Source organism: Alteromonas sp. H02 (genome assembly GCF_059682525.1).
In genome coordinates this window covers 1,703,566-1,726,055 of sequence record NZ_CM185021.1, presented here as the reverse complement: position 1 = coordinate 1,726,055, position 22,490 = coordinate 1,703,566, and the positions used below count along the sequence as shown (strand labels likewise).

The window sequence follows — 22,490 nt, the reverse complement described above, 5'->3', positions numbered from 1 at the left end:
GCGCCTAACAGCCTGGCATGCAGACCAAATAATAACGAATACTTACTGTAATAATTGGATTTATCTGTTAATGAAGCTGTCTCACCTGATTGTTGTGCTTTCACTTACTTTTTTATCAACTGCATGTTCTAACTGGATTTACCGGATAGATATTCCTCAGGGTAACTTTTTGGACGAGCAGGACGTAAAAAAACTGCGCATCGGAATGACAAAAGAACAGGTTGAGTTTGTTCTGGGCCGCCCAATCCTCAAAGACGCCTTCGATAAAGACACCTGGTATTACTACTATGAAATGAAGCGTGGTATGGAAAAACGCGGCGAAGACTTCGAAAAAAGCCTGATTATTACTTTTAAAGACGACCGTGTAGAAACCGTAGACAGCGACTTTGAACTGTCGGAAGATTTCAATACGCCGCTTGAGCAGTAACGCCATTCAGTATGGCTTGCTTCCCGAAATACTGAGCAAGCCATTATCCGCTTCTTGTTTTGTCAAATAATCCCTCCCCCACTTTGCTTGCCTTTTACCGCTTCAGACATATTTTGAAATTATTTTAAAGTACGCCCATTACCCCCCTCGTGCTAAGGTTGGCCGGTCTTTAATTTATTCTGATCAAGTGCATTATGAAAAATCGTTTAATGAACAAGCTTCGCCTGGCTCCCTTGTGTTTCGTGATGGGTACGGCGCTTTCTGGTTGTGTTATCAATGTCGGCGGTCACAGCTCTTCCGACTATGATGGCAATGTAAACCGGGTATTTGGCAGCATCAGTGTGTCGGAAAATCGACAGGTAGGTTCACTGACTACGGTAAATGGTGGCATTACCCTCAGCGATAATGTTAAAGCGGATGAACTAACCACCGTCAATGGTGGTGTTACCGTAGGCAATTTTTGTGAAATTGACGGGATTACCGTGGTGAACGGTGATATTGAAGCCGGTCAGCAACTGGTTTCAGGTGACAGTATCGAGTCGGTTAATGGTGATATCATCCTGGGTTTCGGTGCTAAAGTTGACGGCAGCCTGATTACCGTAAATGGAGACATTGAAGCCGCCGACCTCACTCTCACAGACAACATCGAAACGGTTAACGGTGACATCCGTATTAGTGGTAATAGTGTTATCGACGGCGATATCATTTATGACGATCCGGAAAATAATGACAACCCTTCAACTCCGACATTATCGATTGCTGATACCGTCCGGTTAAACGGTGAGATTATTTTAGAACGTGATGTTAAGCTTGAAATTCCGGACACTATGACATCAAAAGTCCGCTACAAGAGCTCGGCAATGTAATGCAACAATTCTCAGATTTAACCGTTCAGAATAGTCATGGTGACGATATTGCCATGCAGGCCTTTGACAACAAAGTACTGCTTATCGTCAACACAGCCAGTAAATGCGGCTTTACGCCTCAGTACAAAGGGCTGGAAGCGTTACATCAGCAATATGCAGATAACGGGCTGGTCGTATTAGGCTTTCCCTGCAATCAGTTCGGTCAGCAGGAGCCCGGCGACGATGCCAGCATCCAGTCTTTTTGCAGCCTCAATTACAGCGTTACTTTTCCGGTAATGAAGAAAATTGAGGTGAATGGCTCCGCAGCCAGTCCGTTATATAAATACCTGAAAGCCCAGGCACCAGGCCTGTTTGGCACCAAGGCTATAAAATGGAATTTCACTAAATTCCTGATCAGTAAAGACCGTGCCACGATCTCACGGTTTGGTCCGCAAACCAGTCCGGAATCAATTCAGCAGGAAATAGAAAGATTACTGGCGCAATAAGGCTAACCGCTGCATGTATTGCACACAGGGTTAGCCTGACCTAATGATTAAAACTGACGGCGTTGGTGAACCCGCTCTTTACGGATCTTGTGTTTTTTAACTGAACGACGCATGCGACTCAGGCGAGCATGGTCAAGCTTGGTCTGACGTTCATCAACCATGCTTTCATCTTCAGCCGGTAGCTGAACGATATGGCGCAACGCATTCACTTCACTCAGGGGTAACTCAACCCATGCTCCCTGGGGTAAGCGTTTCTGCAGTTCAACTGGCCCGTAACGAACGCGAATCAACCGGCTCACCTGACAATCCTGAGATTCCCATAAACGTCGAACTTCACGGTTACGCCCTTCTTCGAGGGTAACGTTAAACCAGTTATTCATGCTTTCATCATCAGTGGATGGCCGAGGTTTAATGGTATTAAACTTGGCCATACCATCTTCCAGCATTACGCCTTTTTTCAGGATCTGGAGCGATTTCGCTGACACATCGCCAAAGATACGAACGGCATACTCACGTTCAACTTTGCAGCGTGGGTGCATAAGGCGATTGGCCATTTCACCATCGTTGGTAAACAGCAGTAAACCGCTGGTGTTTATATCCAGTCGGCCCACGGCAATCCAGCGTCCCTGGCTTATTGCTGGCAGTCGATCGAAAACGGTACTTCGGCCTTCTGGATCAATTCTGGTGCACAGCTCGCCTTCCGGCTTATTGTACATCAGTACGCGGCATACTGGCTCTTCATTACTGCGCGACAAAATGTGGCCGTCTACGCGAATTTGCGCTGTTGCATCAACCCGATCGCCAAGCTTTGCCACGGTGCCATCCACCGATATACGGCCCTGCTCAATCCAGCGCTCCATTTCACGGCGTGAACCTATGCCATGGTTGGCGAGTACCTTCTGTAATTTCTCTGTCATTAGTGTATTGACTCTTTTTGGTTGTCGCTATCACCTTCAGCCTGCGACCCTGTGTCGTCATGCAATACATGCGTCACGTTTTGAGTGGCATCAAGCGAGGCCATAAACTCCTCGGCATTGGGTAAGTCACTGAGTGACTTCAGCGAAAAATAATCTAAAAATTGTTTAGTCGTAGCATACAGCGCTGGCCGACCGGGTACTTCCTTGTGGCCTATCACTTTTATCCACTCACGTTCAGTAAGCGTTTTAATAATGTTGCTGCTAACCGCCACACCACGCACCTGCTCTATCTCTCCCCGGGTTATGGGTTGTCGATAGGCAATCAGTGCCAGCGTTTCTAACATTGCCCGGGAATATTTGGGACTGGTTTCCTGCCACAGACGACTCAGCCAGGGGCTAAGGCTATCCAGTGACTGAAACCGATAACCACTGGCCACCTCAACCAGTTGAATACCGCGCGGGCGATAGTCCAGCTGCAGGGCGTTCAGCGCTGATTGTATCGCTTTATCACTGACGGTGAAATCGGCCAGTACAGTATTTTTTAATTTATCTACGGAAACCGGTTGATCCGAAACAAAGATAGTTGCCTCGATAAGCTGTTTAAGCTGCTCACTGTTGATTTTTTTCATGGTGCTTCAAAACTACCTAACTTCACATGAATACGGGCAAACGGCCCGGCCTGTACCAGGTTAATACTCTGAGCTTTAACCAGTTCTAAAATGGCCAGAAAGGTTACAACCGCGCCGGCCCGCCCCTCTTCGGCAGTAAACAGCGCTTCCATCGGGGTGTATTCTTCGGCATTGAGTAACTGCAAAATTTTACTCATACGCTCCCGGGTACTCAGGGCTTCAGGAGCGATGTGGTGATGCTCAAATGCGGCAGCACGCTGCATGGCGGCTGAAAAGGCCAGTACCAGTTCCTGTAGCGACACGTCCGGCTGAATTATCACCGGCTGGATATCGGCCGATGGCTCAACGCTGACGCTGAACAAATCGCGTTCCATGCGCGGCTGCAAATCGAGGTCTTCCGCCGCTTGCTTTATGAGCTCATACTCTTGCAAACGTCTTATTAGTGCCGCTCTCGGGTCTTCCTCATCGTCATCTTCATCACTGCGACTTGGCAGTAGTAATCGAGACTTGATCTCGGCCAGAATGGCAGCCATCAAAAGGTATTCGGCCGCGAGTTCAAGCTTAAGGGTTTGCATGACCTCGACATATTCCATGTACTGCCGGGTAATTTCCGCCACCGGCATAGTGGTAATATCGAATTTCTGCTTACGGATTAGATACAGCAATAAGTCCAGCGGGCCTTCAAAAGACTCCAGGATCACCTCCAGCGCTTCCGGCGGAATATATAAATCCTCCGGTTTTTCAATCACCGCCTCGCCATTCACAAAGGCCAGTGGCAGCGGTTGCTGTACCGGTATGGCGAGGGTTGAGGCTGGCTCGTCGCTATTGCTCATATCAGATCTGATTCATGCTGTTATAAAAACGGCGTCACATCGCCACTGCCTTCACGTACCACCACGGGTTCGCCTTCACTTAAATCAATCACTGTAGTGGGCTGCTCACCCAGATAGCCGCCATGAATAATCAGGCCTACCTGTTTTTCCAGCTTATCGCGAATTTCATCAGGGTCTGACTCTGCCAGCGATTGCCCGGGCAGAATTAACGAGGTGGACATAAGTGGTTCATTAAGCTCTTCGAGCAACGCCAGCGCAATAATGTTATCCGGCACCCGGATCCCTATGGTACGGCGCTTTGGATTCTGTAACCGCTTAGGCACTTCGCGGGTCGCTTTCAATACAAAAGTATAAGGCCCGGGAGTGTTATTTTTAAGCATTCGAAAAGCAACATTATCTACCTTGGCATACACCGACAGCTCAGACATATCCCGGCACATCAGTGAAAAATTGTGTTCATTAGCAATCTGCCGGATGCGACAGAGCTGGTCCAATGCACGTTTGTCGTCCATCTGACAGCCAATGGCATAACCCGAATCAGTGGGATAAACCACCACCTCCCCCTGGCGAATGAGCTCAGCGGCCTGTTTGATCAGGCGTGACTGCGGATTATCAGGGTGTACGTAAAAAAACTGACTCATACAGGGTCCTTTAGTGAGGATTGACTCACAGCTAAATTCCAGTCATGCCAAACCGGCGTGAGTGTGTCTGTCTTTAACTGACAACGCCCCAGCTCAGTCCAACGTCCGGGGAAATGAAAATCAGAGCCGGCCGATGCCAGCAGATCATATTCAGCCACGATAGACTGTAACAGGGCTTGCTTCTCGGCACTCATACCAGGAAACACTACTTCTGCCGCATCACCACCCGCCTCAGCAAACTCTGCGATTAGCCTGCGCAGCCATTTAGTGGTCATATCGTAATGAATGGGATGCGCCAGTACCGCCCGGCCTCCTGCCTGCTGAATCACCTTTACCGCCGCAGCGATATCCGGCCACTCCGCCTTCACTGCCGCACGCTTTCCTTTGCCCAAATACAGCTTAAATGCTTTTTCCAGGGTCGCGACCTGGAAACTATCCACCAACACACGGGCAAAGTGCGCCCGGGTGATCTGGCCTACGCCGGCATAACGGCGCGCTCTTTCCAGCGTACCTGCAAAACCGCATTTTGCCAGCTTATCGGCGATTTTAGCCGCACGTTCTTCACGTTTCTGCTGCTGGTCTGCCAAGAATGCCTGCAGTGCCGGGTGCCCGGTATCGATATTCAGACCGACAATATGGATTTCAAAACTGTGCCAGCGCGTGGAGATTTCAACGCCGTCAATAATTCTTAGTCCCGGGTAATGCGCCTTAGCCGCAGCGTGGGCGTCCGACAGCCCATAAGTACTGTCATGATCGGTAATAGCCAGTACATCAACCTGCATCGTTTGCGCACGTTGAATAAGTTCGGCTGGCGTTAAGCGGCCATCCGAGAAAGTGGTGTGACTGTGCAAGTCAATTTTCATGTAATTTCAAATTTATGGTTGACACAAATAGGTTTTTGTTTTCTTCTATAGCACAGTATACGGATTGAATGCTTCGATGCCTATCGAAGTTATCAAATTAAAACAACGAGACAGGAAACTAATGCTAAAACAACCACAACACAGCGCCGTAATGGCAACTATCTGGTGGTGGCACTCCCTTCGATAACGGGCGGTGTGAGCGTTAGTGCGCAGAACAAACAAAAAAGGCCCGTAATGTTACGGGCCTTTTTTTTAATTTTTAACCGGAGAAAAAAGATGAGTTTGGCCGAATTAGGCATGGTCCCGGGAAAAGTGGAAACCATTGAGAGAACAGCAACCTACGTCAATGATCCCTTGGCGGCATTTGCTCAGCTGTGTGGCGAAAAACCCCATGCGTTACTACTCGAATCAGCCGAGATAGACAGTAAGGATAACCTGCAAAGTCTGCTGATGGTGGATGGCGCCCTGCGCTTTGAATGTCGCGGGCAAAAAGTCGCCATTCAGGCACTGAGTACCAACGGCAAAGGGCTGCTACCACTATTTATGGAAAGCTGTCCGGCAGATTTAAAATGTCAGATCATCAGCGAGACTGAAATAGTCCTTGAGTGCCATTCCCAAACGGCCAACCTCGACGAAGACAGTCGCTTGAAATCCACCAGCGTGTTCGACGTACTGCGGATGGTGGTTAAACAAATCACGCCGCTACGTGACCACCAGCATGCAGTATTCTTAGGTGGGGTATTTGCGTATGATTTGCTGGCGACCTTCGAAGATCTGCCTAACGTAGAAGAAGGCGATAATGACTGCGCCGATTATGTGTTTTATCTGGCAGAAACCCTGATCACTTTCGACCATCAAACCCGCCAGGCACGGTTGCTTGGCAGCGTGTTCAGCGGCAGCGAAGTGGCCACCAGTTATTTTGCCATTGCTCAGCGCCTTGAGACCCTTAGCGCCGAGTTACAAAGTCTGGCGCCACATGATTTATCGCCGAGAGCCGTTAGTGAACCCACGTCCTTACAAGTGGATAAATCAGACGAAGAATACTGCAACGACGTGCTGACCTTAAAAGAACATATTCTGGCCGGCGATATTTTTCAGGTTGTGCCGTCCCGAACGTTTTCTCTGCCCTGCCCCGCCCCACTTACTGCCTACGCCGCTCTGAAAAAACAAAATCCCAGCCCTTATATGTTTTACATGCAGGATGCTGAGTTTACTATTTTTGGTGCATCGCCGGAGTCAGCCCTTAAATACACCGCACAAAGCAATGTGGTGGAAATCTACCCTATTGCCGGCACCCGCCCCCGCGGCAAACGCGCTAATGGCGAGATAGACCATGATATGGATAGCCGCATTGAGCTAAACCTGCGCGAAGATCAGAAAGAAAAAGCCGAACATCTGATGCTGGTAGACCTGGCCCGTAATGACGTAGCCAAAGTATCTGAGCCTGGCACCCGCTATGTGAAAGACTTACTTAAAGTTGACCGTTACTCCCACGTAATGCACCTGGTTTCACGCGTGGTCGGCCAGTTACGCCATGATCTGGATGCACTGCATGCCTATCAGGCCTGCATGAATATGGGCACCCTGGTAGGCGCGCCTAAAGTGAGTGCAGCCTCGTTAATTCGCAAGGTCGAGCACAAGCGTCGCGGCAGCTACGGTGGCGCTGTTGGCTACCTGAATAACGATGGCGATATGGATACCTGTATTGTTATCCGCTCTGCTTTTGTTAAAAACGGTCGAGCATATATACAGGCAGGCGCTGGCGTAGTGTATGATTCCGACCCACAGGCAGAAGCGGATGAAACCCGGAATAAGGCACAGGCCGTCATCAACGCGGTGAAATCCTCAGTTAGCGTTCAGGGAGAAGTATAATGAGCCAGCCCACCACCGTTTTTCTGTTAGATAACGTCGACTCTTTCACCTACAACCTGGTCGATGAGCTTCGCACCATGGAATTGAATATTGTGGTGTACCGCAATAATGTCGACGCCAGAATGTTATTCGAAAAAATGCAAATGCAGGCTGAAAGCGGGCCGGTTTTATTGCTATTATCCCCGGGGCCGGGTGCGCCCCATGAAGCCGGATGTATGCCACAGCTGTTAAGCATGGTGCAGGGCCATTTTCCGGTACTCGGGATTTGTCTTGGCCATCAGGCCATAGTAGCCCATTACGGCGGCACTGTCGGCCGCGCTGAAGATGTGATGCACGGTAAGTCATCGGCTATTACCCATACCGGTGAGGCCATGTTTGCGGGTATGCCGCAGCCACTCCATGTAGCCCGCTACCACTCGCTAATGGCGCTGGAGTTGCCTGAAGGCTTAACACCACTGGCCAAAGTAGGTACAACGGTTATGGCGGTCTACCAGTCCGACGATAAAATGCTTGGATTCCAGTTTCATCCGGAGTCCATTCTAACGGCAGAGGGCAGTCGCCTGCTGCTACAAAGCATTCATTACCTGACCAAAGAGGATTAACTCATGGCTGACTACAGCAAGGTAATTGAAAAACTCTTCGACGGTCAGCATCTGACCCAGGCCGAGTCTTTTTCGGTATTTAATCAGGTGATGCACGGTGAATTTTCCGAAGTAAAGCTCGCCACCTTACTGACCGCACTTAAAATTAACGGCGAGTCCCCCAATGAAATTGCCGGGGCAGCCAGTGCAATGGTGTCTAATGCCCGCCCTTTTCCAACACCGGATTACGAATTTGGTGATATCGTCGGCACCGGTGGTGATGGCCATCATACTATCAATATTTCCAGCGCCGCGGCGCTGGTAGCTGCCAGTTGTGGTGTTAAGGTCGCTAAACATGGTAACCGCAGCGTATCGAGCAAGTCCGGCTCAGCTGACTTCTTCCGTGAATGCGGTATCAAGCTTGATATTACCCCCGAAGTAGCACGCAAGTGCCTGGATGAGGTGAATTTCTGCTTCCTGTTTGCGCCGGTCTATCATGCCGGTATGCGCTTTGCAGCACCGGTGCGTGCTGAGATGAAAACCCGCACATTGTTTAACATCCTTGGTCCGTTGGCCAACCCTGCTGGCCCGACTTTTGGCGTGTACGGCGTATATACTCCGGAGTTACTGGATATCTATGCACAAACCCTCACGCTAATGGGACAGCGTAAAGCGTTAATTGTCCACGGTGACGGACTGGATGAGCTATCATTACACGGCCCCACTCAGGTAGTAGAAATTGATCATGGCAGCACTACCCACTATTCAGTTACCGCTACCGACTTTGGCCTGAACCACGCGCCTATCAGCGCTATTGCCGGCGGTGAGCCAGTTGAAAACCGCCAGTTGATTGAAGCCGCCCTGCGCGGTGAAGGTGAACAGGCTCACCGTGAAGCCATCGCGATGAATGCCGGTGCACTGTTAAAAATCAGCGGGCACGCCAATACTTTTAAAGATGGCGCAGAGCAGGCGCTCAATGCCATGGCGAACGCCGCCCCCATCAATTTAATCAGACAAGTCGCTGAACACAGCCAATTGGAAGAAAATGCATGAGCAACGTCCTCGAGAAAATAGTTGAAGACAAACGTGTCGAAATTGAAGCACGCATGGCCGAGACGCCTCTTGAGCAAATAAAGCAGGGGTTAACGCCATCAACCAAAAGTCTGTTTGATGCCCTGAATGCCCCGAACGCCGGGTATATTTTAGAGTGTAAAAAAGCCTCCCCCTCAAAAGGGTTGATCCGTGAAAACTTCGATCTGGATGAAATTCTCGCGGCTTATACCCCTTTTGCGGCAGGCATTTCGGTACTGACTGACGAGAAATATTTTCAGGGCAAGTTTGAATACCTGGCCTATGTTACCGAGCGCGTGAGCCAACCGGTGCTTAACAAAGACTTCTTTGTTTGTGAGTATCAGGTTTATCTGGCCCGTTATTACCATGCCGATGCCATATTATTAATGCTGTCGGTACTTGATGATGAAACTTACCAACAGCTTGCGGCGGTGGCTGACTCGTTGGGTCTGGATATCCTTACTGAAGTCAGCAACGAAGAAGAAATGCATCGTGCGATTACGTTAAAAGCCAAAATTATTGGTATTAACAACCGCGACCTGCGCGACCTGTCTACTGATTTGGCGACGACTGAAAAACTGGTCCCGATGCTAAAAGGTGCAACCCATGAACACGTAGTGATCAGCGAGTCCGGTATTTACACCCACCAGGACGTGCTGCGTCTGGCGCCGCTGTGTCAGGGCTTCTTAGTAGGCAGCGCCTTAATGGCACAACAGGACCTGCCACAGGCCGTCAAACAACTGGTTTACGGTACGGTTAAAGTATGCGGCATGACCCAACCGGAACAGGTACGTCATGCCTTTGCAAGCGGTGCCAGTTATTGCGGATTAATTTTTGCTGCTCACTCCAAACGTTGCGTGACATCTGATCAGGCACGTGACATCGTCGCTGCCACGCCCGGCAGCTACGTAGGTGTGTTTGTCAACCAGCCTATCGAAATGGTGCTGGACATCGCAAACAAACTGGGCTTAAAAGCCGTGCAGCTGCATGGTGATGAAGACACCATGTACCGTCAGCATTTACGGGCCAACCTGCCCGAGGGCTGCGAAATCTGGCAGGCCATTGGCGTTGCCGGTGAGTTACCTTACCTGACTCATGCGTTGCTGGATGACGACACACTGGATAAGGTGCTGCTGGATTGTCAGGTTGGCAAACAAACCGGTGGTACCGGCCAGCAATTTGACTGGTCAGTGATCCACAATGAGCTTGATCTCGAAAAACTCGTTATAGCAGGTGGTATCAATCCACAGAATATTGCTGCGGCACAGGCAACCGGTGTTGCCATTGTTGATGTAAACTCGGGGGTAGAAGACAGCCCGGGCAACAAATCTGCACAGCAGGTCAGCGAACTCTTTACTCTTTGTCGCCAGTATTAAGCGGCCGATATATACAACAGGACATTTCATGAATCAATTAGATACAAAATTTGGGGAATACGGCGGCATGTATGTGCCTGAGCTACTTATCCCAGCGCTGGATCAGCTTGAACAGGCGTTCCTGGAAGCGAAAGACGATCCGGAATTTAATGCTGAGTTTATGTCACTCTTAAAAGATTACGCAGGGCGTCCAACATCGATGTTCCTGACCCGTAATCTGGTGTCTAACCCTAACGTTAAACTGTATTTAAAGCGTGAAGATTTACTTCACGGCGGCGCACATAAAACCAATCAGGTATTGGGTCAGGCGCTACTCACCAAACGCATGGGTAAAACCGAAGTTATCGCCGAAACCGGTGCTGGTCAGCACGGCGTGGCAACAGCGCTGGCATGCGCGTTACTGGGCCTTAAAGCGCGTATTTACATGGGCGCGAAAGATGTTGAGCGTCAGTCGCCTAACGTGTTCAGAATGCGCTTAATGGGCGCTGAAGTTATCCCGGTGGATTCAGGTTCAGGCACCTTAAAAGACGCGGTAAACGAAGCGCTGCGTGACTGGTCTGCCAATTACGACAAAGCCCATTATCTGCTCGGCACAGCAGCGGGCCCTCACCCGTTCCCAACCATCGTACGCGAATACCACCGTATGATTGGTGAAGAAACCCGTGCACAGATCCTTGAGAAAGAAGGTCGTCTGCCAGACGCCGTAGTGGCGTGTGTAGGCGGTGGCTCCAATGCCATTGGCATGTTTGCTGACTTTATCGACGAGCCATCGGTTCGCTTAGTCGGTGTAGAGCCGGCCGGTAAAGGGGTTCATACCAAGGATCATGGCGCTGCGATTGGTAAAGGCACTAAGGGTATACTGCACGGTGCCTATACCTACATTATGCAAAACCCGGATGGCCAGATTGAAGAAAGCTACTCGGTATCTGCCGGTCTGGATTATCCGGCGGTTGGCCCACAGCACGCGCACCTCTCTGACATCGGCCGCGCTGAATATGTATCGGTCACCGACGAAGAAGCACTTAACGCCTTCCAGTTACTGGCCCGTAAAGAAGGTATTATTCCGGCCCTTGAGTCGTCTCATGCACTGGCCTATGCCTTAAATATGGCCGATGAAGCCGAAGAAGAGACCGTCATTGTGGTGAACCTGTCTGGCCGGGGCGATAAAGACCTGGGTCACGTAATCAGTATTTTAGGAGATCAGGTTAATGGATAGATATGCAGCGATGTTTGCTCATTTAGATGAGCAAAATCAGGGCGCTTTTGTACCTTTTGTCATGGTTGGCGATCCGGACCTTGAAACCTCTGAGCAAATCATCACTCAGTTGATTGAAAGCGGCGCCGATGCGTTAGAACTGGGCATCCCGTTTTCTGATCCGGTAGCCGACGGCCCAACTATTCAGAAGGCCAGTATTCGTGCGCTGGAAAGCGGCGTTACACCCACAGCGTGTTTTGAATTACTCAAACGCATTCGGGCTAAGTACCCGGATGTCCCCATTGGTTTATTGCTCTACAGTAACCTGGTACTGGCCAAAGGTGTTGAAAGTTTTTATGCCCAGGCCGCCGATGCCGGTGTTGACTCGATTCTGATTGCTGATGTGCCTATTCGTGAAGCCAAACGGTTTATCGATACGGCAAACGCCAACGGCATCAAGCAAATTCTTATCGCACCACCAAACGCCACCGATGCTACCTTTAAAGCTATTGGTGACTTATCAGCTGGCTATACCTATCTGCTGGGCAGGGCTGGTGTGACCGGGGCAGAAACCGCTGCCACAATGCCGGCTGCATCATTGATAGAGCGTCTCACCAGCGTTAATGCTGCGCCGCCCCTGCTCGGTTTTGGGATCTCGAATCCAGACCAGGTAAAACACGCTATTGAGAGCGGTGCTGCCGGGGCAATTTCAGGCTCCGCAACCGTTAATATTATCGCGCAAAACCTCGATGACGTGCCGGCCATGCTGTCTGCACTCGGTCAGTTTGTGACAGCAATGAAAGCCGCTACAGGGAAATAAGCCATGTATTATATGATTTGTGCCACCGATAAGCCGGATACCCTGGCCGAGCGCTTAGCCGCCCGCCCGGCGCATCTGGCCCGCCTGAATGAATTAAAGGATAACGGTCGTCTGCTGATAGCTGGTCCTTTTCCGGCCATCGACAGTGAAGATCCTGGCAGCGCCGGCTTCACCGGCTCACTGGTAGTTGCCGAATTTGCCAGTCTGGAAGATGCTCAGGCCTGGGCGGATGCCGATCCGTATATCGATGCCGGTGTTTATCAGGACGTTATCGTTAAACCCTACAAGAAAGTATTACCTTAAATCTCCTCTCTGTTGCGCAAAGCAAGCACAGGCTTTGCGCTCTTCTCGCCCGGTGGTACTATAATTAGCGTAGCCCGACCTTAAGTTGTGCCCTGGCGCTCGGGATGAGCCGCAGCACAATTCAGACAATATTCAGCCTGACCGGGTTATCCTGCTGATAATGACTAGTGATTGGGTAGTACCCAACGAGTGGAGTGACATGTTCAAAAGCGTTGTTACCGGTGTATTGCTTGTGATGCTGACCCTCTGTGCTCCTGGCGCAATGGCCCGGCAAGACAAACAAAAACCCGTGAAAAATTCAACTCAGGCGGCACAACAGGCCAAACGTCATGTTGAGGGGCGGGTGTTGAAAGTCGATCCTCAAAAAAGCTCCTACCGGGTAAAAATGCTAAAAAAATCAGGCCGGGTGGTCTCGCTCGATGTCGACAAACGGTCTGGTAAGGTTAAACCCAGCAAGCGCAAGGATGATAATTAGTGAGAATATTAGTTGCAGAAGACGATAGCCGTCTTCTGATGCAGTTAGATAGTTTGTTCCAGCAACAGGGGTTTAGCGTTGATTTAGCCGATGATGGTGAAAAAGCGTTATTCCAGCTAAAAGAAGTCAATTACGATTTGGCCGTTATTGATATTGGCCTGCCTAAACTCGATGGATTCGATGTTATTCGTCAGGCTCGTGGCAGTGATGTCAGCACCCCGGTGCTGATCCTTACCGCCCGCGACCGCTGGCAGGAAAAGGTTGAAGGCCTGGATGCCGGCGCCGACGATTACCTGACCAAGCCCTTTCATAATGAAGAATTACTTGCCCGGGTTAAAGCCCTCATTCGCAGAGCTTCCGGCCAGGCCAGCTCGACCATTGAATTTGGTCCCGTGGTACTGGATATGCAGGCAAAAGAAATTCGCGTGAATGCCCGCGCTTTGGATCTCACTGCCTATGAATACAAAGTAATGGAGTACCTTATGCTCCATCCACAGAAAGTGATTTCCAAAACCGAACTCACCGAGCACATTTACGATCAGGACTTTGATCTGGACAGTAATGTGATTGAAGTCTTTGTCGGTCGCTTACGACGCAAACTCGATCCTGAAGGCACACTCAAGCCTATCGAAACGCTCAGAGGCAGAGGCTACCGAATCAGCCGCGAACTGGCTCAGGATGCCAGTGGCAGCTAACCGATGCCTAATTTGTCGCTGCGGCTACGCAGTTTGCTCATTGCCATTCTCGCCCTGGGCATTTTTATACCCGTTACCGTTTTAACGCTATCCAAAGCGTATACCTCCAGTTTGTTGCAAGCCAAGTACAACGAACTGAAGCTGATGAACCTGGCAATGATTTCGGTGTTTGAGTTTGAGGGCGGTGAGAGCCAGATGCCGCAAATGCTCTACGATGAGCAGCTTAACCTCCCTGACTCAGGCTATGTGGGTGCTATCAGCGTTAATAATCAACTGGTATGGCAATCCGCATCCAGCGTTTACACCGTTTTTGACTCACTGATGACAACACCGGCTATCGGCGACGAGGTATTTATTCCTCAGTATGCCCTGGACGACTCTGACAGTGAGTATTTCGCCTACGCCTTTACCGCCGAATTTGATAATGGCGACCAGTACATGCCGGTAAGTTTTTATGTGTTTAACGACCGGCGCGATTTTCTGCACGAACGTGATGCCTTCCTGCGTTCGGTCTGGCAATATCTTGGCGCGCTTGGCGCTGGCCTGCTGGTGGTGCTGATAATTGGTATGAACACCTTGCTCAAGCCAGTACGCTTACTCATTGGCGAAATACAACAGGCCAGTGGCGGCAATCAGCCCCGGCTAACCGAAGATTATCCACCGGAGTTTACCCCGCTCAAGCAAAGTATTAACCAGTTACTGGCCGGCGAAGCTGAACAGCGTGAGCGTTACAAGAACAGTCTGGGCGATTTGGCTCACAGCCTGAAAACACCACTGGCAGTTGCCCTTGGTACGCCAGCCCTGCCCGGCGCTGCCAGAGAGCCTCTGCAGCAAATTGATACGTTAATAAAGCGCCAGCTTAAGCGCGCCTCTGCGGGTGCCTCTGCATGGAGTCAGGGCGAGCCGGTAATGCCGATAGTCCAGCAGTTAATCGCCGCGCTTAATAAGGTCTATCGCGACAAAAACCTAGAGCTGGGTGCCACTGGCGATGACGGACTGTTTTTTGGTGATAAAACCGATTTGATGGAAATTCTCGGTAACCTGATGGATAACGCCTGCAAAGCAGCGCGCAGTGAGGTCGTGGTTTCTGTCAGGCAACTATCCCGACAAACAGAACTTCACATCGATGACGATGGCCCGGGGATCCCCGCAGAGCAAGTCGAGCGACTGCTTAACCGCGGGCAACGACTTGATGCCTACACCGATGGGCAAGGTATAGGGATGGCCGTAGTGACCGACTTACTGACTGCCTATGAGGGAAAACTGACCATTACCCGTTCTACTCTGGGCGGCGCTGGTATTAAGGTTACCTTTCCGGCTCCTCGCTAGCAGATTGACCGTTAGCCTCGTCGAGTACCGCTTCGCCGTCACTGGAAAGTAAAATAGCCAGCCAGCGACTCTCTTCCCGTGACTCCAGTGCAATCTTCACAATCATGGTCAGCGGCACAGATAGCAGCATGCCCACACTACCCAGCAACCACCCCCAGAAAATTAACGACAGGAACACAACCAGTGTTGAAAGCCCTAAGCCACGGCCCATAAACCGCGGTTCCACCACATTGCCCATCACTGTGTTTATGACAACAAAACCTAACGCCACCAGCCCGGCTTCTCCGCCGCCGAACTGCACCAGCGCCATCAATACAGCAGGCACCGCAGCAATGATAGAACCGATATTGGGGATATAGTTAAACAGGAAGGCCAAAACGCCCCATAGCAGGAAATGATCAACGCCCAGAATATACAGCCAGGTACCGGCAAGCAGGCCTGTGACCAGGCTCACCACGGTTTTAATCGCCAGGTAGCTGTTAACCGACTGGATAAAGCGGTCAATGTGGTGCATTTTCATTTGCGGATCGGATAGCGCTATATGCAATCTTCTTGGAATACCCTCAGCCTCGAACAGCATGAAAATAACGGTTAATAAAATCAAAAACAGATTAGAGAGCACGCCACCCATGCCGCTTAAAAAGTTGGTCACCATTGACATGGCCATCCCGGGATCGAGATATGACACAATTAAATCTTTATCCACGTGGATGTTAAATCGCGCGAGCTGATTGACCACCCAGGTGAATTCACCGGAGAGCTTTTCGCGGTACTGCGGCATATTTTCGCGGAATTCTGCCAGTGATTGCCCCACTAACCCCGCCAGCATAAAACCAAATACCACAATTAACAGTATAACCAGAGTAATAGACAGCCAACGCGGGATGCGGTATTTCGACATCCACAGAATCAAAGGGCCACAGGCAATAGCGATAAAGCCGGACAAAAAGAACGGCACCATAATGGTACTGGCGGCTTTGATACCGGCCAGAATGACTATCAGGCTGGCAAAAATCAGCAAAGCTTTAGCGGTTGGCGACAGAGTTGACATAAAATACTGGTTTCGCAGGCAAAATGTCACGCTACCAGATTTAACCCGAATTAGGTAGCCCTGGGAGCAAAGGCCAGGTGTAATTAGTGTAACGGAGCGTGTATGCAAATTTTTATTACCGGCGGCACAGGGCTGATCGGCCAGCGACTGATAGCCAGATTGGCCCCTGAACACCACATCACGGTACTCAGCCGTTCAGAGTCAAAAGCGCGTGCCGCGTTGCCTGCGGAAGTAGCAGTTTTAGACAACCTGGACTCCATAGCAAACTTTGATGACTATGATGTGATTATTAACCTTGCTGGCGAACCCATTGCAGATAAACGCTGGACCAGTCAGCAAAAGCATCAGATTTGCCAAAGCCGCTGGCAACTCACTACCGCTTTGGTCACCAAAATCAATGCATCCTCTACCCCACCGCATACGTTTATATCGGGCTCTGCAATCGGCTACTATGGACGGCAGGGCGATAAACAAGTAACGGAAAATAATACACAGCCACACCAGGAGTTTACTCATGAAGTCTGCCAGCGCTGGGAACAGATAGCCGAAACCGTTAAGCAGCACTGCCGGGTATGCCTGCTTCGCACTGGTGTGGTACTCGCGGCTGAGGGCGGCGCGCTGGAAAAGATGCGACTGCCATTTAAGCTTGGCCTTGGCGGCCCGATTGGCAGAGGCGAGCAGTATATGTCGTGGATCCACCTCGACGATATGGTGGCAGGCATATGTTTTTTAATGACTAACGATCAGTGCAGCGGTCCGTTCAACTTAACCGCGCCCCAGCCAGTCACCAATAAGGCATTTGTCAGTGCTTTTGCCAGCGCCCTGAACCGGCCTGCGGTCATGCCTATGCCAGGGTTTGCTTTAAAAGTAATTATGGGTGAAGCAGCTGATATGTTACTCACCGGGCAACGGGTTATTCCGCAAAAGCTACTCGAAGCCGGCTTTAAATTTAAATTCGACAGCGTTGATAAAGCGTTCGCAGCGACAGAAAGTTAAACAAGCATGCTAATGGCTAAAATCAGCACGCCGGTTAATAGCGGAAAAAACAGATAGTAACCAGGCCTCAGTATTATTCCCGCCTGTGTTACTGCATAAGTTACAGTGAACAGTGCCCATTGCGATAACCCAAATAGGTTGAAAAGGATAATAAGCACAACATATGGCAGCGAGAACACCAGGCAATAACGCATTGCCTGTAACGTTATTTGGTGGTGCCCTTGTGGTAAAGACGCGATATAACAGGTATATCGTTCTCTTAACTTTTGTAACTCCAGCAGTTTTGTCGCTGCAACCACTCCCAGTACAAAGGCCAGAAATAAACTGGCTGGCACTTTCGCGCTACTATCTATTTGCCTTACAAAAGTGGCGCCAATTACCAGGACAAGTAAAACCACCACGGCTCTGAGTAACGTGGGTTTGGTATGGTTTATGTCCTGCTGTAAAAACAGGCGCCAGAATCCTTGCGGCAACCCGGCAAGGGGGAGTGTTGGCAAGCGGACCGTCCGTTCAATAAAAATGGATCCTGCCAGTCCCAGCAAACAAAGCCAGGGAGAATGTATCTGGTTGGCCCATGGCATAGCAACCAATGGCAATAAGCCGAGGCTCAGCCAGGGTTTTACGCGCCCCATAGCACTCTGGCAATAGTAAAGGGTTAGCACCAGCAAGCCACTTACCGGATAAAGCCGCGTGACCGACTCCCACAGCTCGCCGCTGACTAACTCGGCAAAATGACCATAGACCATGGCCACCAGTACTGCGGCAGGTCCGATAACAAATACGTTAGCGGCATAAAGCAGTAATCCCAGCTCAGTAGCACCTCGCTGCCATACTGACACAGGTAGCGAGCTGTCATACAGGGCATAATCTGCCGCTCGCAGAGCTTCTTTCTGCATGGCGATCCAGCAATAAGCCAGTAACAGATACCCCCACAACGTATAAAAGAAACTTTCTCCCTGGGAGTCCTTATCTGCCAGCACGCCCAAAGCGAGTAATGGCAAAAGTAACAAAGCATAAAGCGCCATAGGAAACAGCGCGACAATCCCCGTACTTACCTGGGTCAGACTTTCCAGCCATTGCTTCAGGGCATGCTGATAAAGCTGGCGTCGAAACTGCCAGTAATTCACCTGTCATGCACTCCGCTGGCATCCAGATGCAAATGGCGGACATGGCTATTGCAGGCAAATACCTGCGGCTCATGGCTGGCAATGATCAACTGCCCGGCATAGGTGTCGAAGCAATCTTCAAGCGCACTGCGGGTTTTGTCGTCGAGCCCGTTAGTCGGCTCATCCAGTAACAGCAACTCAGGCGAGTGCATCAGGGCCAGGATCAGGCTGAGCTTTTTGTAATTGCCGAGTGAAAGGTCTTCCACCCTGGTGTTGAGGAATGGGGTTAAGCCAAAAGCATTCACCAAACGGTAGTCCGCCCAGTGGCAATCCGGTTCGCAGTTAAACTGACGTCCGTGAAAGGCAAGCATGTCAGTTACCGTAAAAAAGCCTGGTAAGTTTACTTTGCTGGCGCTGATGCCAATCTGGTTGCGTAGGGCAATGTCAGCAACATTTTGCTGATTAAAACTCACCACGCCCTGACTAGGGGCCAGAATGCCGGCGGCAATTAATAATAACGTAGTTTTCCCCGAACCATTCGCGCCGGTAAGCACAACACGGGATTCAGGCAATGAAAGGGTTAACTCGCTGAATAGGGTTCTGGTACCAAAGTGGTGACTGACCTGGGTAAAACTTAACAACCAATGATTCCTTATCAAATGCCCGAAGCCGTGGCTTCGGGCTAATCCTGTTTTACACCATCTTACGTAACAGTTGCCCGGTGTTGAGCCGTAACAGGCGATAACAACCTATGCCGCCTAACACGCCCACAACCAGCGCGCCAACCAACGGTGCAATAATCCAGTATTCAAAGTGCATGGAGCCCTGCATATCGAATATACGGCTTTGCAATAAATATAAACTGACTTCATTGGCCATCGCCGCCATTAGTCCCGCTACCGTACCGATAATCAGAAACTCATTGATCACGCTAAAGCGGATCAGACTCCCTCTGGCGCCGAGAGTACGCAGAATAGCCAGTTCCTGCTGACGCTCATCCATGCTCGCCTGCACCTGGGCGAACAATACCAGTGAGCCGGCAATTAATACCAGTACCAGGATAAACTCGACCGCCAGTGATACCTGATCGATAATTTCCCGGACCTGATTAATTCTGGCATCCACGTCAAACAACGTCACCGAACTGAAAGGCTGCATCAAGGCAGTAATATCTGCTTTACGCGCGCCATCCAGGTGGAAGCTGGTAATGTAGGTGGCGCTAAACTCCTGCATTGCTGCCGGGTGTAACACAAAGAAGAAGTTAGGCTGCATGGTTTGCCAATTCACTTCACGAATACTGGTAACCCGGGTGACAACAATTTCACTGCCAACGTTGAAAGTGAGCAAATCATCCAGCGTGATATTGAGACGCTGAGCAACGCCCTCTTCTACCGATACCGGATAAACCTGCTGCCCCTCTGCAGTGATGTCGTTACCTGCAGGCTCCCAGTTCTCATGCCATTGGCCCTGAACAACAGTGTTTTCGCGCTGTAGCTTGTCGCTCCAGCTCAGGTTAGCTTCCCGGCCAAGCCCCCGGCGTCCTTCGCTTTGCTCCGGCTCCTCTTCTTTGGTCACTTCGGTATTTACCCGCTCATCGTTGACTGCCACAAAACGGCCGCGCACTACCGGATAAAACTCATCTACCGTGACCTGATTTTCGGCGAAGTGGTTATCCAGCGGTTTTTTTTGCGCCTCGGTAATATTGGCCATGAAATAGTTAGGCGTATCCACCGGCAACTGCGCCCGCCACTGGGCTATCATATCGTTGCGCATAACCAGTACTACAAGCAACAACATAATGGTTACCGAGAAACTAATGAGTTGCACGCTGTTGTCCATGGCGCGCCGGCGAATTCGCGCCCAGGCTAATTGCCAGGCACCCATTGCGCCTTGACCCAGCCGTCGGCCTACGGCAATCAGGCCAAAGGTTACACCCAACAAGGCAACCACCAGCAGCACGCCAGAACCAAACAAAATCGCACTGATTTCCAGATCCCGGCTGTACACCCACATTAGCAGGAATATTGCGCCGCCTGAGGCGCCAAACTGCAACCCGCGAGAGCTTAAACCAGCGTCCATATCCCGGCGTAATACCCGCAGAGGCGGCACCGAAAACAGTCGCAACAACGGATACAGTGAAAACAGGATGGCACAGATAGAGCCGGTCAGTACGGCTATAAACAATGGCCGCCAGTGCCACACATCCAGCGACACATCTACCTGCCCGGCCAGAGCCGTAACCACCAGTTGCTGAATAATCACGCCGGCAATAATGCCAATGATGATACCCAGTACCGTGATAAACAGGATTTGCAGTACGTAAACCCGGCGGATCATTTGTTTAGTAGCACCCAGGGTTTTAAAGATGGCGACCGGATCGAAGTGGCGCTGGCTGTAACGTTGCGCCGCCACGGCAATGGCCACCGCCGCCAGCACGATGGCTAACAGGCTGGCCAGCAAAAAGTATCGTTCAGCACGGGCTATGGAACGACCTATGGCCGACTCATCATCACCCACCCGTTGCCAGCGGTGTAATTCATCGTCAAGGTTCGGTCTCAGCCAGTCGTAATAGGCTTCAATCAGCGAGTCTTCACCAGTGAAATAAGCCTTGTAAGTCACCCGACTACCGGGACCGGTAATGTTGGTTTGTGCCAGGTCCTCAAGCGCCATAAGTACCATAGGATCGGTATTAAACACACTAAAGCCCTGATCGGGGATTTCTGCCAGCACCTGGCCTACGGTAAATTCACCATCGCCGATATAAACCGTCTCACCAATCTTTACATCGAGGAGCTGAAACAGTCTTGAGTCGATCCAGATTTCTCCCGCTGCGGGCGATTTATCGGTGGCGGCTGTTGTACCAAAAGGCTTGTCGGCAAGCTGGATCTCACCCTTTAGCGGGTACTGGGAGCTCACGGCTCGTAAGTCCACCAGTGACATTTTCTGTTCGCCAAAAGCCATTGACCGGGTGCTGACCTGCTCGGCGGTGGCCAGCCCTTCCGCCTTCGCTTGCCGCATCCACTCGTCACTTATGGGCTTACGTGAACGCAGTTGGCTGTCGGCAGCAATAAACTGTGATGAGCGCTCTACCAGGGCGCCCTGAAGCCGCTCACTGAATAACGACAAAGACAGGACTGCCGCCACCGACAGTATGATCGCAAACAGTATGATGGTAAGTTCGCCCCGCCGGGCCTCATGCTTGAATAACCGCCAGGCAAGATTAGCTACCATATGCGAGATCCTTATTCTCGGCGGTCGCCGGAGATACGGTGATTTCGGTTAGTTCGCCAGCCTGCATTTGTAACTGTCGTTCACATTTTTTGGCCAGCTCGTTATCGTGAGTCACCAGCACCAGGGTGGTGCCGATTTCGCGGTTGAGATTAAACAACAAATCCTCCACTCTCACGCTATTGGCGGCATCCAGGTTGCCGGTAGGCTCATCGGCAAACAGTATTTTAGGCTGGCCGATAAAAGCCCGGGCAATCGCCACCCGCTGTTGCTCACCGCCAGACAACTGATTGGGATAATGATGGGCACGATGACTTAATCCCACCTGCTCTAAGATGGCCTGGGCACGTTTGTGGGCATCTGGTAGTCCTGCAATCTCTGCCGGTAACATCACATTTTCAATCGCTGTAAGACTTTGTACCAGCATGAAGCTCTGGAAGATAAAGCCCACTTTTTCGCCACGTAAGCGGGCTCGCTGCTCTTCGTCCATTGAGTGTAGCGGTGCCGCGTCGAGAAATATTTCGCCACTGCTGACTTCATCCAGTCCGGCCAGCAAGCTAAGCAGTGTGGATTTACCGGAACCCGACGCGCCGACAATAGCGATAGACTCTCCGGCCTTGACTTCAAAGGAAATAGGCTGAAGGATCTGAAGCGAACCTTCACTCGTAGTGACTGTCTTAGTGATGTCTTTGGTTTGAATCATATGGGAGCTATTGTCGTTTTGATTTGTC

24 protein-coding genes and 1 other annotated feature are annotated in these 22,490 nt (G+C 50.7%); of the genes, 14 read left to right on the top strand and 10 right to left on the bottom strand.

Annotation, left to right across the window (positions count from 1 at the left end; genetic code table 11):
- Positions 1–70 precede the first annotated feature (70 nt).
- From AC566Q_RS07985 to AC566Q_RS07975, 3 genes are all read left to right on the top strand, one after another.
- Positions 71–427, top strand: coding sequence for an outer membrane protein assembly factor BamE (locus tag AC566Q_RS07985; protein WP_105934437.1), 357 nt, complete (start codon positions 71–73; stop codon positions 425–427).
- 194 nt (positions 428–621) lie between these two features.
- A complete protein-coding gene (locus tag AC566Q_RS07980) occupies positions 622–1,293 on the top strand; it encodes a DUF4097 family beta strand repeat-containing protein (RefSeq protein WP_105934436.1) in 672 nt (223 codons plus the stop codon).
- The gene (locus AC566Q_RS07975) at positions 1,293–1,778 is read left to right on the top strand and encodes a glutathione peroxidase (RefSeq protein WP_123325807.1); all 486 of its coding nucleotides are present in this window, start codon (positions 1,293–1,295) and stop codon (positions 1,776–1,778) included. The genes AC566Q_RS07980 and AC566Q_RS07975 overlap by 1 nt, the downstream gene beginning before the upstream one ends.
- 47 nt (positions 1,779–1,825) lie before the next feature.
- Here AC566Q_RS07975 and rluB read toward each other — a convergent pair whose 3' ends face one another.
- From rluB to AC566Q_RS07950, 5 genes are read right to left on the bottom strand one after another with little or no spacing between them, the layout of a single operon-like run.
- Positions 1,826–2,695, bottom strand: a complete 870-nt coding sequence (gene rluB, locus AC566Q_RS07970) for a 23S rRNA pseudouridine(2605) synthase RluB (protein WP_105934434.1) — start codon at positions 2,693–2,695, stop codon at positions 1,826–1,828.
- On the bottom strand, positions 2,695–3,324 hold the full coding sequence (gene scpB, locus AC566Q_RS07965) for an SMC-Scp complex subunit ScpB (protein WP_105934433.1): 630 nt from the start codon (positions 3,322–3,324) through the stop codon (positions 2,695–2,697). Before scpB ends, rluB begins: the two co-directional genes overlap by 1 nt.
- The gene (locus AC566Q_RS07960) at positions 3,321–4,157 is read right to left on the bottom strand and encodes a segregation and condensation protein A (protein WP_105934432.1); all 837 of its coding nucleotides are present in this window, start codon (positions 4,155–4,157) and stop codon (positions 3,321–3,323) included. Before AC566Q_RS07960 ends, scpB begins: the two co-directional genes overlap by 4 nt.
- A 20-nt stretch (positions 4,158–4,177) precedes the next feature.
- Positions 4,178–4,798, bottom strand: coding sequence for an L-threonylcarbamoyladenylate synthase (locus tag AC566Q_RS07955; protein ID WP_105934431.1), 621 nt, complete (start codon positions 4,796–4,798; stop codon positions 4,178–4,180).
- Entirely contained in the window at positions 4,795–5,661 is an 867-nt protein-coding gene (locus tag AC566Q_RS07950) for a PHP domain-containing protein (RefSeq protein WP_499615528.1), read from the bottom strand. The genes AC566Q_RS07955 and AC566Q_RS07950 overlap by 4 nt, the downstream gene beginning before the upstream one ends.
- 160 nt (positions 5,662–5,821) lie before the next feature.
- Positions 5,822–5,914, top strand: a sequence feature (Trp leader region).
- A 23-nt stretch (positions 5,915–5,937) separates the two neighbouring features.
- Between AC566Q_RS07950 and AC566Q_RS07945 the strand changes: the two genes are divergently transcribed.
- The 10 genes from AC566Q_RS07945 (at position 5,938) to AC566Q_RS07900 (ending at position 15,378) form a co-directional block, all read left to right on the top strand.
- Positions 5,938–7,533: an anthranilate synthase component 1 gene (locus tag AC566Q_RS07945; RefSeq protein WP_499615525.1), complete on the top strand. Its 1,596-nt coding sequence runs from the start codon at positions 5,938–5,940 to the stop codon at positions 7,531–7,533.
- Positions 7,530–8,135: an aminodeoxychorismate/anthranilate synthase component II gene (locus tag AC566Q_RS07940; protein WP_499617411.1), complete on the top strand. Its 606-nt coding sequence runs from the start codon at positions 7,530–7,532 to the stop codon at positions 8,133–8,135. Before AC566Q_RS07945 ends, AC566Q_RS07940 begins: the two co-directional genes overlap by 4 nt.
- Before the next feature lie 3 nt (positions 8,136–8,138).
- Positions 8,139–9,167 (top strand): anthranilate phosphoribosyltransferase, encoded by a 1,029-nt coding sequence (gene trpD / locus AC566Q_RS07935; RefSeq protein WP_499615522.1) that lies wholly within the window; start codon positions 8,139–8,141, stop codon positions 9,165–9,167.
- On the top strand, positions 9,164–10,561 hold the full coding sequence (gene trpCF / locus AC566Q_RS07930) for a bifunctional indole-3-glycerol-phosphate synthase TrpC/phosphoribosylanthranilate isomerase TrpF (RefSeq protein ID WP_105934426.1): 1,398 nt from the start codon (positions 9,164–9,166) through the stop codon (positions 10,559–10,561). The genes trpD and trpCF overlap by 4 nt, the downstream gene beginning before the upstream one ends.
- A 28-nt stretch (positions 10,562–10,589) precedes the next feature.
- On the top strand, positions 10,590–11,777 hold the full coding sequence (gene trpB, locus AC566Q_RS07925; RefSeq protein ID WP_499615519.1) for a tryptophan synthase subunit beta: 1,188 nt from the start codon (positions 10,590–10,592) through the stop codon (positions 11,775–11,777).
- A complete protein-coding gene (gene trpA, locus AC566Q_RS07920) occupies positions 11,770–12,576 on the top strand; it encodes a tryptophan synthase subunit alpha (RefSeq protein WP_499615517.1) in 807 nt (268 codons plus the stop codon). Before trpB ends, trpA begins: the two co-directional genes overlap by 8 nt.
- Before the next feature lie 3 nt (positions 12,577–12,579).
- On the top strand, positions 12,580–12,879 hold the full coding sequence (locus tag AC566Q_RS07915; RefSeq protein ID WP_105934423.1) for a YciI family protein: 300 nt from the start codon (positions 12,580–12,582) through the stop codon (positions 12,877–12,879).
- Positions 12,880–13,078: 199 nt separating this feature from the next.
- Positions 13,079–13,354, top strand: coding sequence for a PepSY domain-containing protein (locus tag AC566Q_RS07910; RefSeq protein ID WP_499615514.1), 276 nt, complete (start codon positions 13,079–13,081; stop codon positions 13,352–13,354).
- On the top strand, positions 13,354–14,049 hold the full coding sequence (locus AC566Q_RS07905) for a response regulator transcription factor (RefSeq protein ID WP_105934422.1): 696 nt from the start codon (positions 13,354–13,356) through the stop codon (positions 14,047–14,049). The genes AC566Q_RS07910 and AC566Q_RS07905 overlap by 1 nt, the downstream gene beginning before the upstream one ends.
- Before the next feature lie 3 nt (positions 14,050–14,052).
- On the top strand, positions 14,053–15,378 hold the full coding sequence (locus tag AC566Q_RS07900; protein WP_499615509.1) for an ATP-binding protein: 1,326 nt from the start codon (positions 14,053–14,055) through the stop codon (positions 15,376–15,378).
- On the opposite strand, the gene AC566Q_RS07895 is transcribed toward AC566Q_RS07900, so the two are convergent.
- The gene (locus tag AC566Q_RS07895) at positions 15,356–16,429 is read right to left on the bottom strand and encodes an AI-2E family transporter (RefSeq protein ID WP_499615506.1); all 1,074 of its coding nucleotides are present in this window, start codon (positions 16,427–16,429) and stop codon (positions 15,356–15,358) included. The genes AC566Q_RS07900 and AC566Q_RS07895 overlap by 23 nt on opposite strands.
- A 102-nt stretch (positions 16,430–16,531) precedes the next feature.
- Between AC566Q_RS07895 and AC566Q_RS07890 the strand changes: the two genes are divergently transcribed.
- The gene (locus AC566Q_RS07890) at positions 16,532–17,425 is read left to right on the top strand and encodes a TIGR01777 family oxidoreductase (protein ID WP_499615503.1); all 894 of its coding nucleotides are present in this window, start codon (positions 16,532–16,534) and stop codon (positions 17,423–17,425) included.
- On the opposite strand, the gene AC566Q_RS07885 is transcribed toward AC566Q_RS07890, so the two are convergent.
- The 4 genes from AC566Q_RS07885 to AC566Q_RS07870 are packed head-to-tail and all read right to left on the bottom strand — an operon-like array spanning position 17,422 to position 22,462.
- Complete coding sequence (locus AC566Q_RS07885) at positions 17,422–18,552, bottom strand: DUF6136 family protein (protein WP_105934418.1); 1,131 nt, start codon at positions 18,550–18,552, stop codon at positions 17,422–17,424. The genes AC566Q_RS07890 and AC566Q_RS07885 overlap by 4 nt on opposite strands.
- A complete protein-coding gene (locus AC566Q_RS07880; protein ID WP_499615500.1) occupies positions 18,549–19,172 on the bottom strand; it encodes an ABC transporter ATP-binding protein in 624 nt (207 codons plus the stop codon). Before AC566Q_RS07880 ends, AC566Q_RS07885 begins: the two co-directional genes overlap by 4 nt.
- Before the next feature lie 52 nt (positions 19,173–19,224).
- Positions 19,225–21,762, bottom strand: a complete 2,538-nt coding sequence (locus AC566Q_RS07875) for an ABC transporter permease (RefSeq protein WP_499615497.1) — start codon at positions 21,760–21,762, stop codon at positions 19,225–19,227.
- Positions 21,752–22,462 (bottom strand): ABC transporter ATP-binding protein, encoded by a 711-nt coding sequence (locus AC566Q_RS07870; RefSeq protein WP_105934523.1) that lies wholly within the window; start codon positions 22,460–22,462, stop codon positions 21,752–21,754. Before AC566Q_RS07870 ends, AC566Q_RS07875 begins: the two co-directional genes overlap by 11 nt.
- Between the last annotated feature and the right edge of the window lie 28 nt (positions 22,463–22,490).

What these genes read in the sequence shown, in the direction of transcription:
- AC566Q_RS07985 (WP_105934437.1), top strand. Translation starts at nt 71, where the DNA reads ATGAAGCTGTCTCACCTGATTGTTGTGCTTTCACTTACTTTTTTATCA.
- AC566Q_RS07980 (WP_105934436.1), top strand. Translation starts at nt 622, where the DNA reads ATGAAAAATCGTTTAATGAACAAGCTTCGCCTGGCTCCCTTGTGTTTC.
- AC566Q_RS07975 (WP_123325807.1), top strand. Translation starts at nt 1,293, where the DNA reads ATGCAACAATTCTCAGATTTAACCGTTCAGAATAGTCATGGTGACGAT.
- rluB (WP_105934434.1), bottom strand. Translation starts at nt 2,695, where the DNA reads ATGACAGAGAAATTACAGAAGGTACTCGCCAACCATGGCATAGGTTCA.
- scpB (WP_105934433.1), bottom strand. Translation starts at nt 3,324, where the DNA reads ATGAAAAAAATCAACAGTGAGCAGCTTAAACAGCTTATCGAGGCAACT.
- AC566Q_RS07960 (WP_105934432.1), bottom strand. Translation starts at nt 4,157, where the DNA reads ATGAGCAATAGCGACGAGCCAGCCTCAACCCTCGCCATACCGGTACAG.
- AC566Q_RS07955 (WP_105934431.1), bottom strand. Translation starts at nt 4,798, where the DNA reads ATGAGTCAGTTTTTTTACGTACACCCTGATAATCCGCAGTCACGCCTG.
- AC566Q_RS07950 (WP_499615528.1), bottom strand. Translation starts at nt 5,661, where the DNA reads ATGAAAATTGACTTGCACAGTCACACCACTTTCTCGGATGGCCGCTTA.
- AC566Q_RS07945 (WP_499615525.1), top strand. Translation starts at nt 5,938, where the DNA reads ATGAGTTTGGCCGAATTAGGCATGGTCCCGGGAAAAGTGGAAACCATT.
- trpD (WP_499615522.1), top strand. Translation starts at nt 8,139, where the DNA reads ATGGCTGACTACAGCAAGGTAATTGAAAAACTCTTCGACGGTCAGCAT.
- trpCF (WP_105934426.1), top strand. Translation starts at nt 9,164, where the DNA reads ATGAGCAACGTCCTCGAGAAAATAGTTGAAGACAAACGTGTCGAAATT.
- trpB (WP_499615519.1), top strand. Translation starts at nt 10,590, where the DNA reads ATGAATCAATTAGATACAAAATTTGGGGAATACGGCGGCATGTATGTG.
- trpA (WP_499615517.1), top strand. Translation starts at nt 11,770, where the DNA reads ATGGATAGATATGCAGCGATGTTTGCTCATTTAGATGAGCAAAATCAG.
- AC566Q_RS07915 (WP_105934423.1), top strand. Translation starts at nt 12,580, where the DNA reads ATGTATTATATGATTTGTGCCACCGATAAGCCGGATACCCTGGCCGAG.
- AC566Q_RS07910 (WP_499615514.1), top strand. Translation starts at nt 13,079, where the DNA reads ATGTTCAAAAGCGTTGTTACCGGTGTATTGCTTGTGATGCTGACCCTC.
- AC566Q_RS07900 (WP_499615509.1), top strand. Translation starts at nt 14,053, where the DNA reads ATGCCTAATTTGTCGCTGCGGCTACGCAGTTTGCTCATTGCCATTCTC.
- AC566Q_RS07895 (WP_499615506.1), bottom strand. Translation starts at nt 16,429, where the DNA reads ATGTCAACTCTGTCGCCAACCGCTAAAGCTTTGCTGATTTTTGCCAGC.
- AC566Q_RS07890 (WP_499615503.1), top strand. Translation starts at nt 16,532, where the DNA reads ATGCAAATTTTTATTACCGGCGGCACAGGGCTGATCGGCCAGCGACTG.
- AC566Q_RS07875 (WP_499615497.1), bottom strand. Translation starts at nt 21,762, where the DNA reads ATGGTAGCTAATCTTGCCTGGCGGTTATTCAAGCATGAGGCCCGGCGG.
- AC566Q_RS07870 (WP_105934523.1), bottom strand. Translation starts at nt 22,462, where the DNA reads ATGATTCAAACCAAAGACATCACTAAGACAGTCACTACGAGTGAAGGT.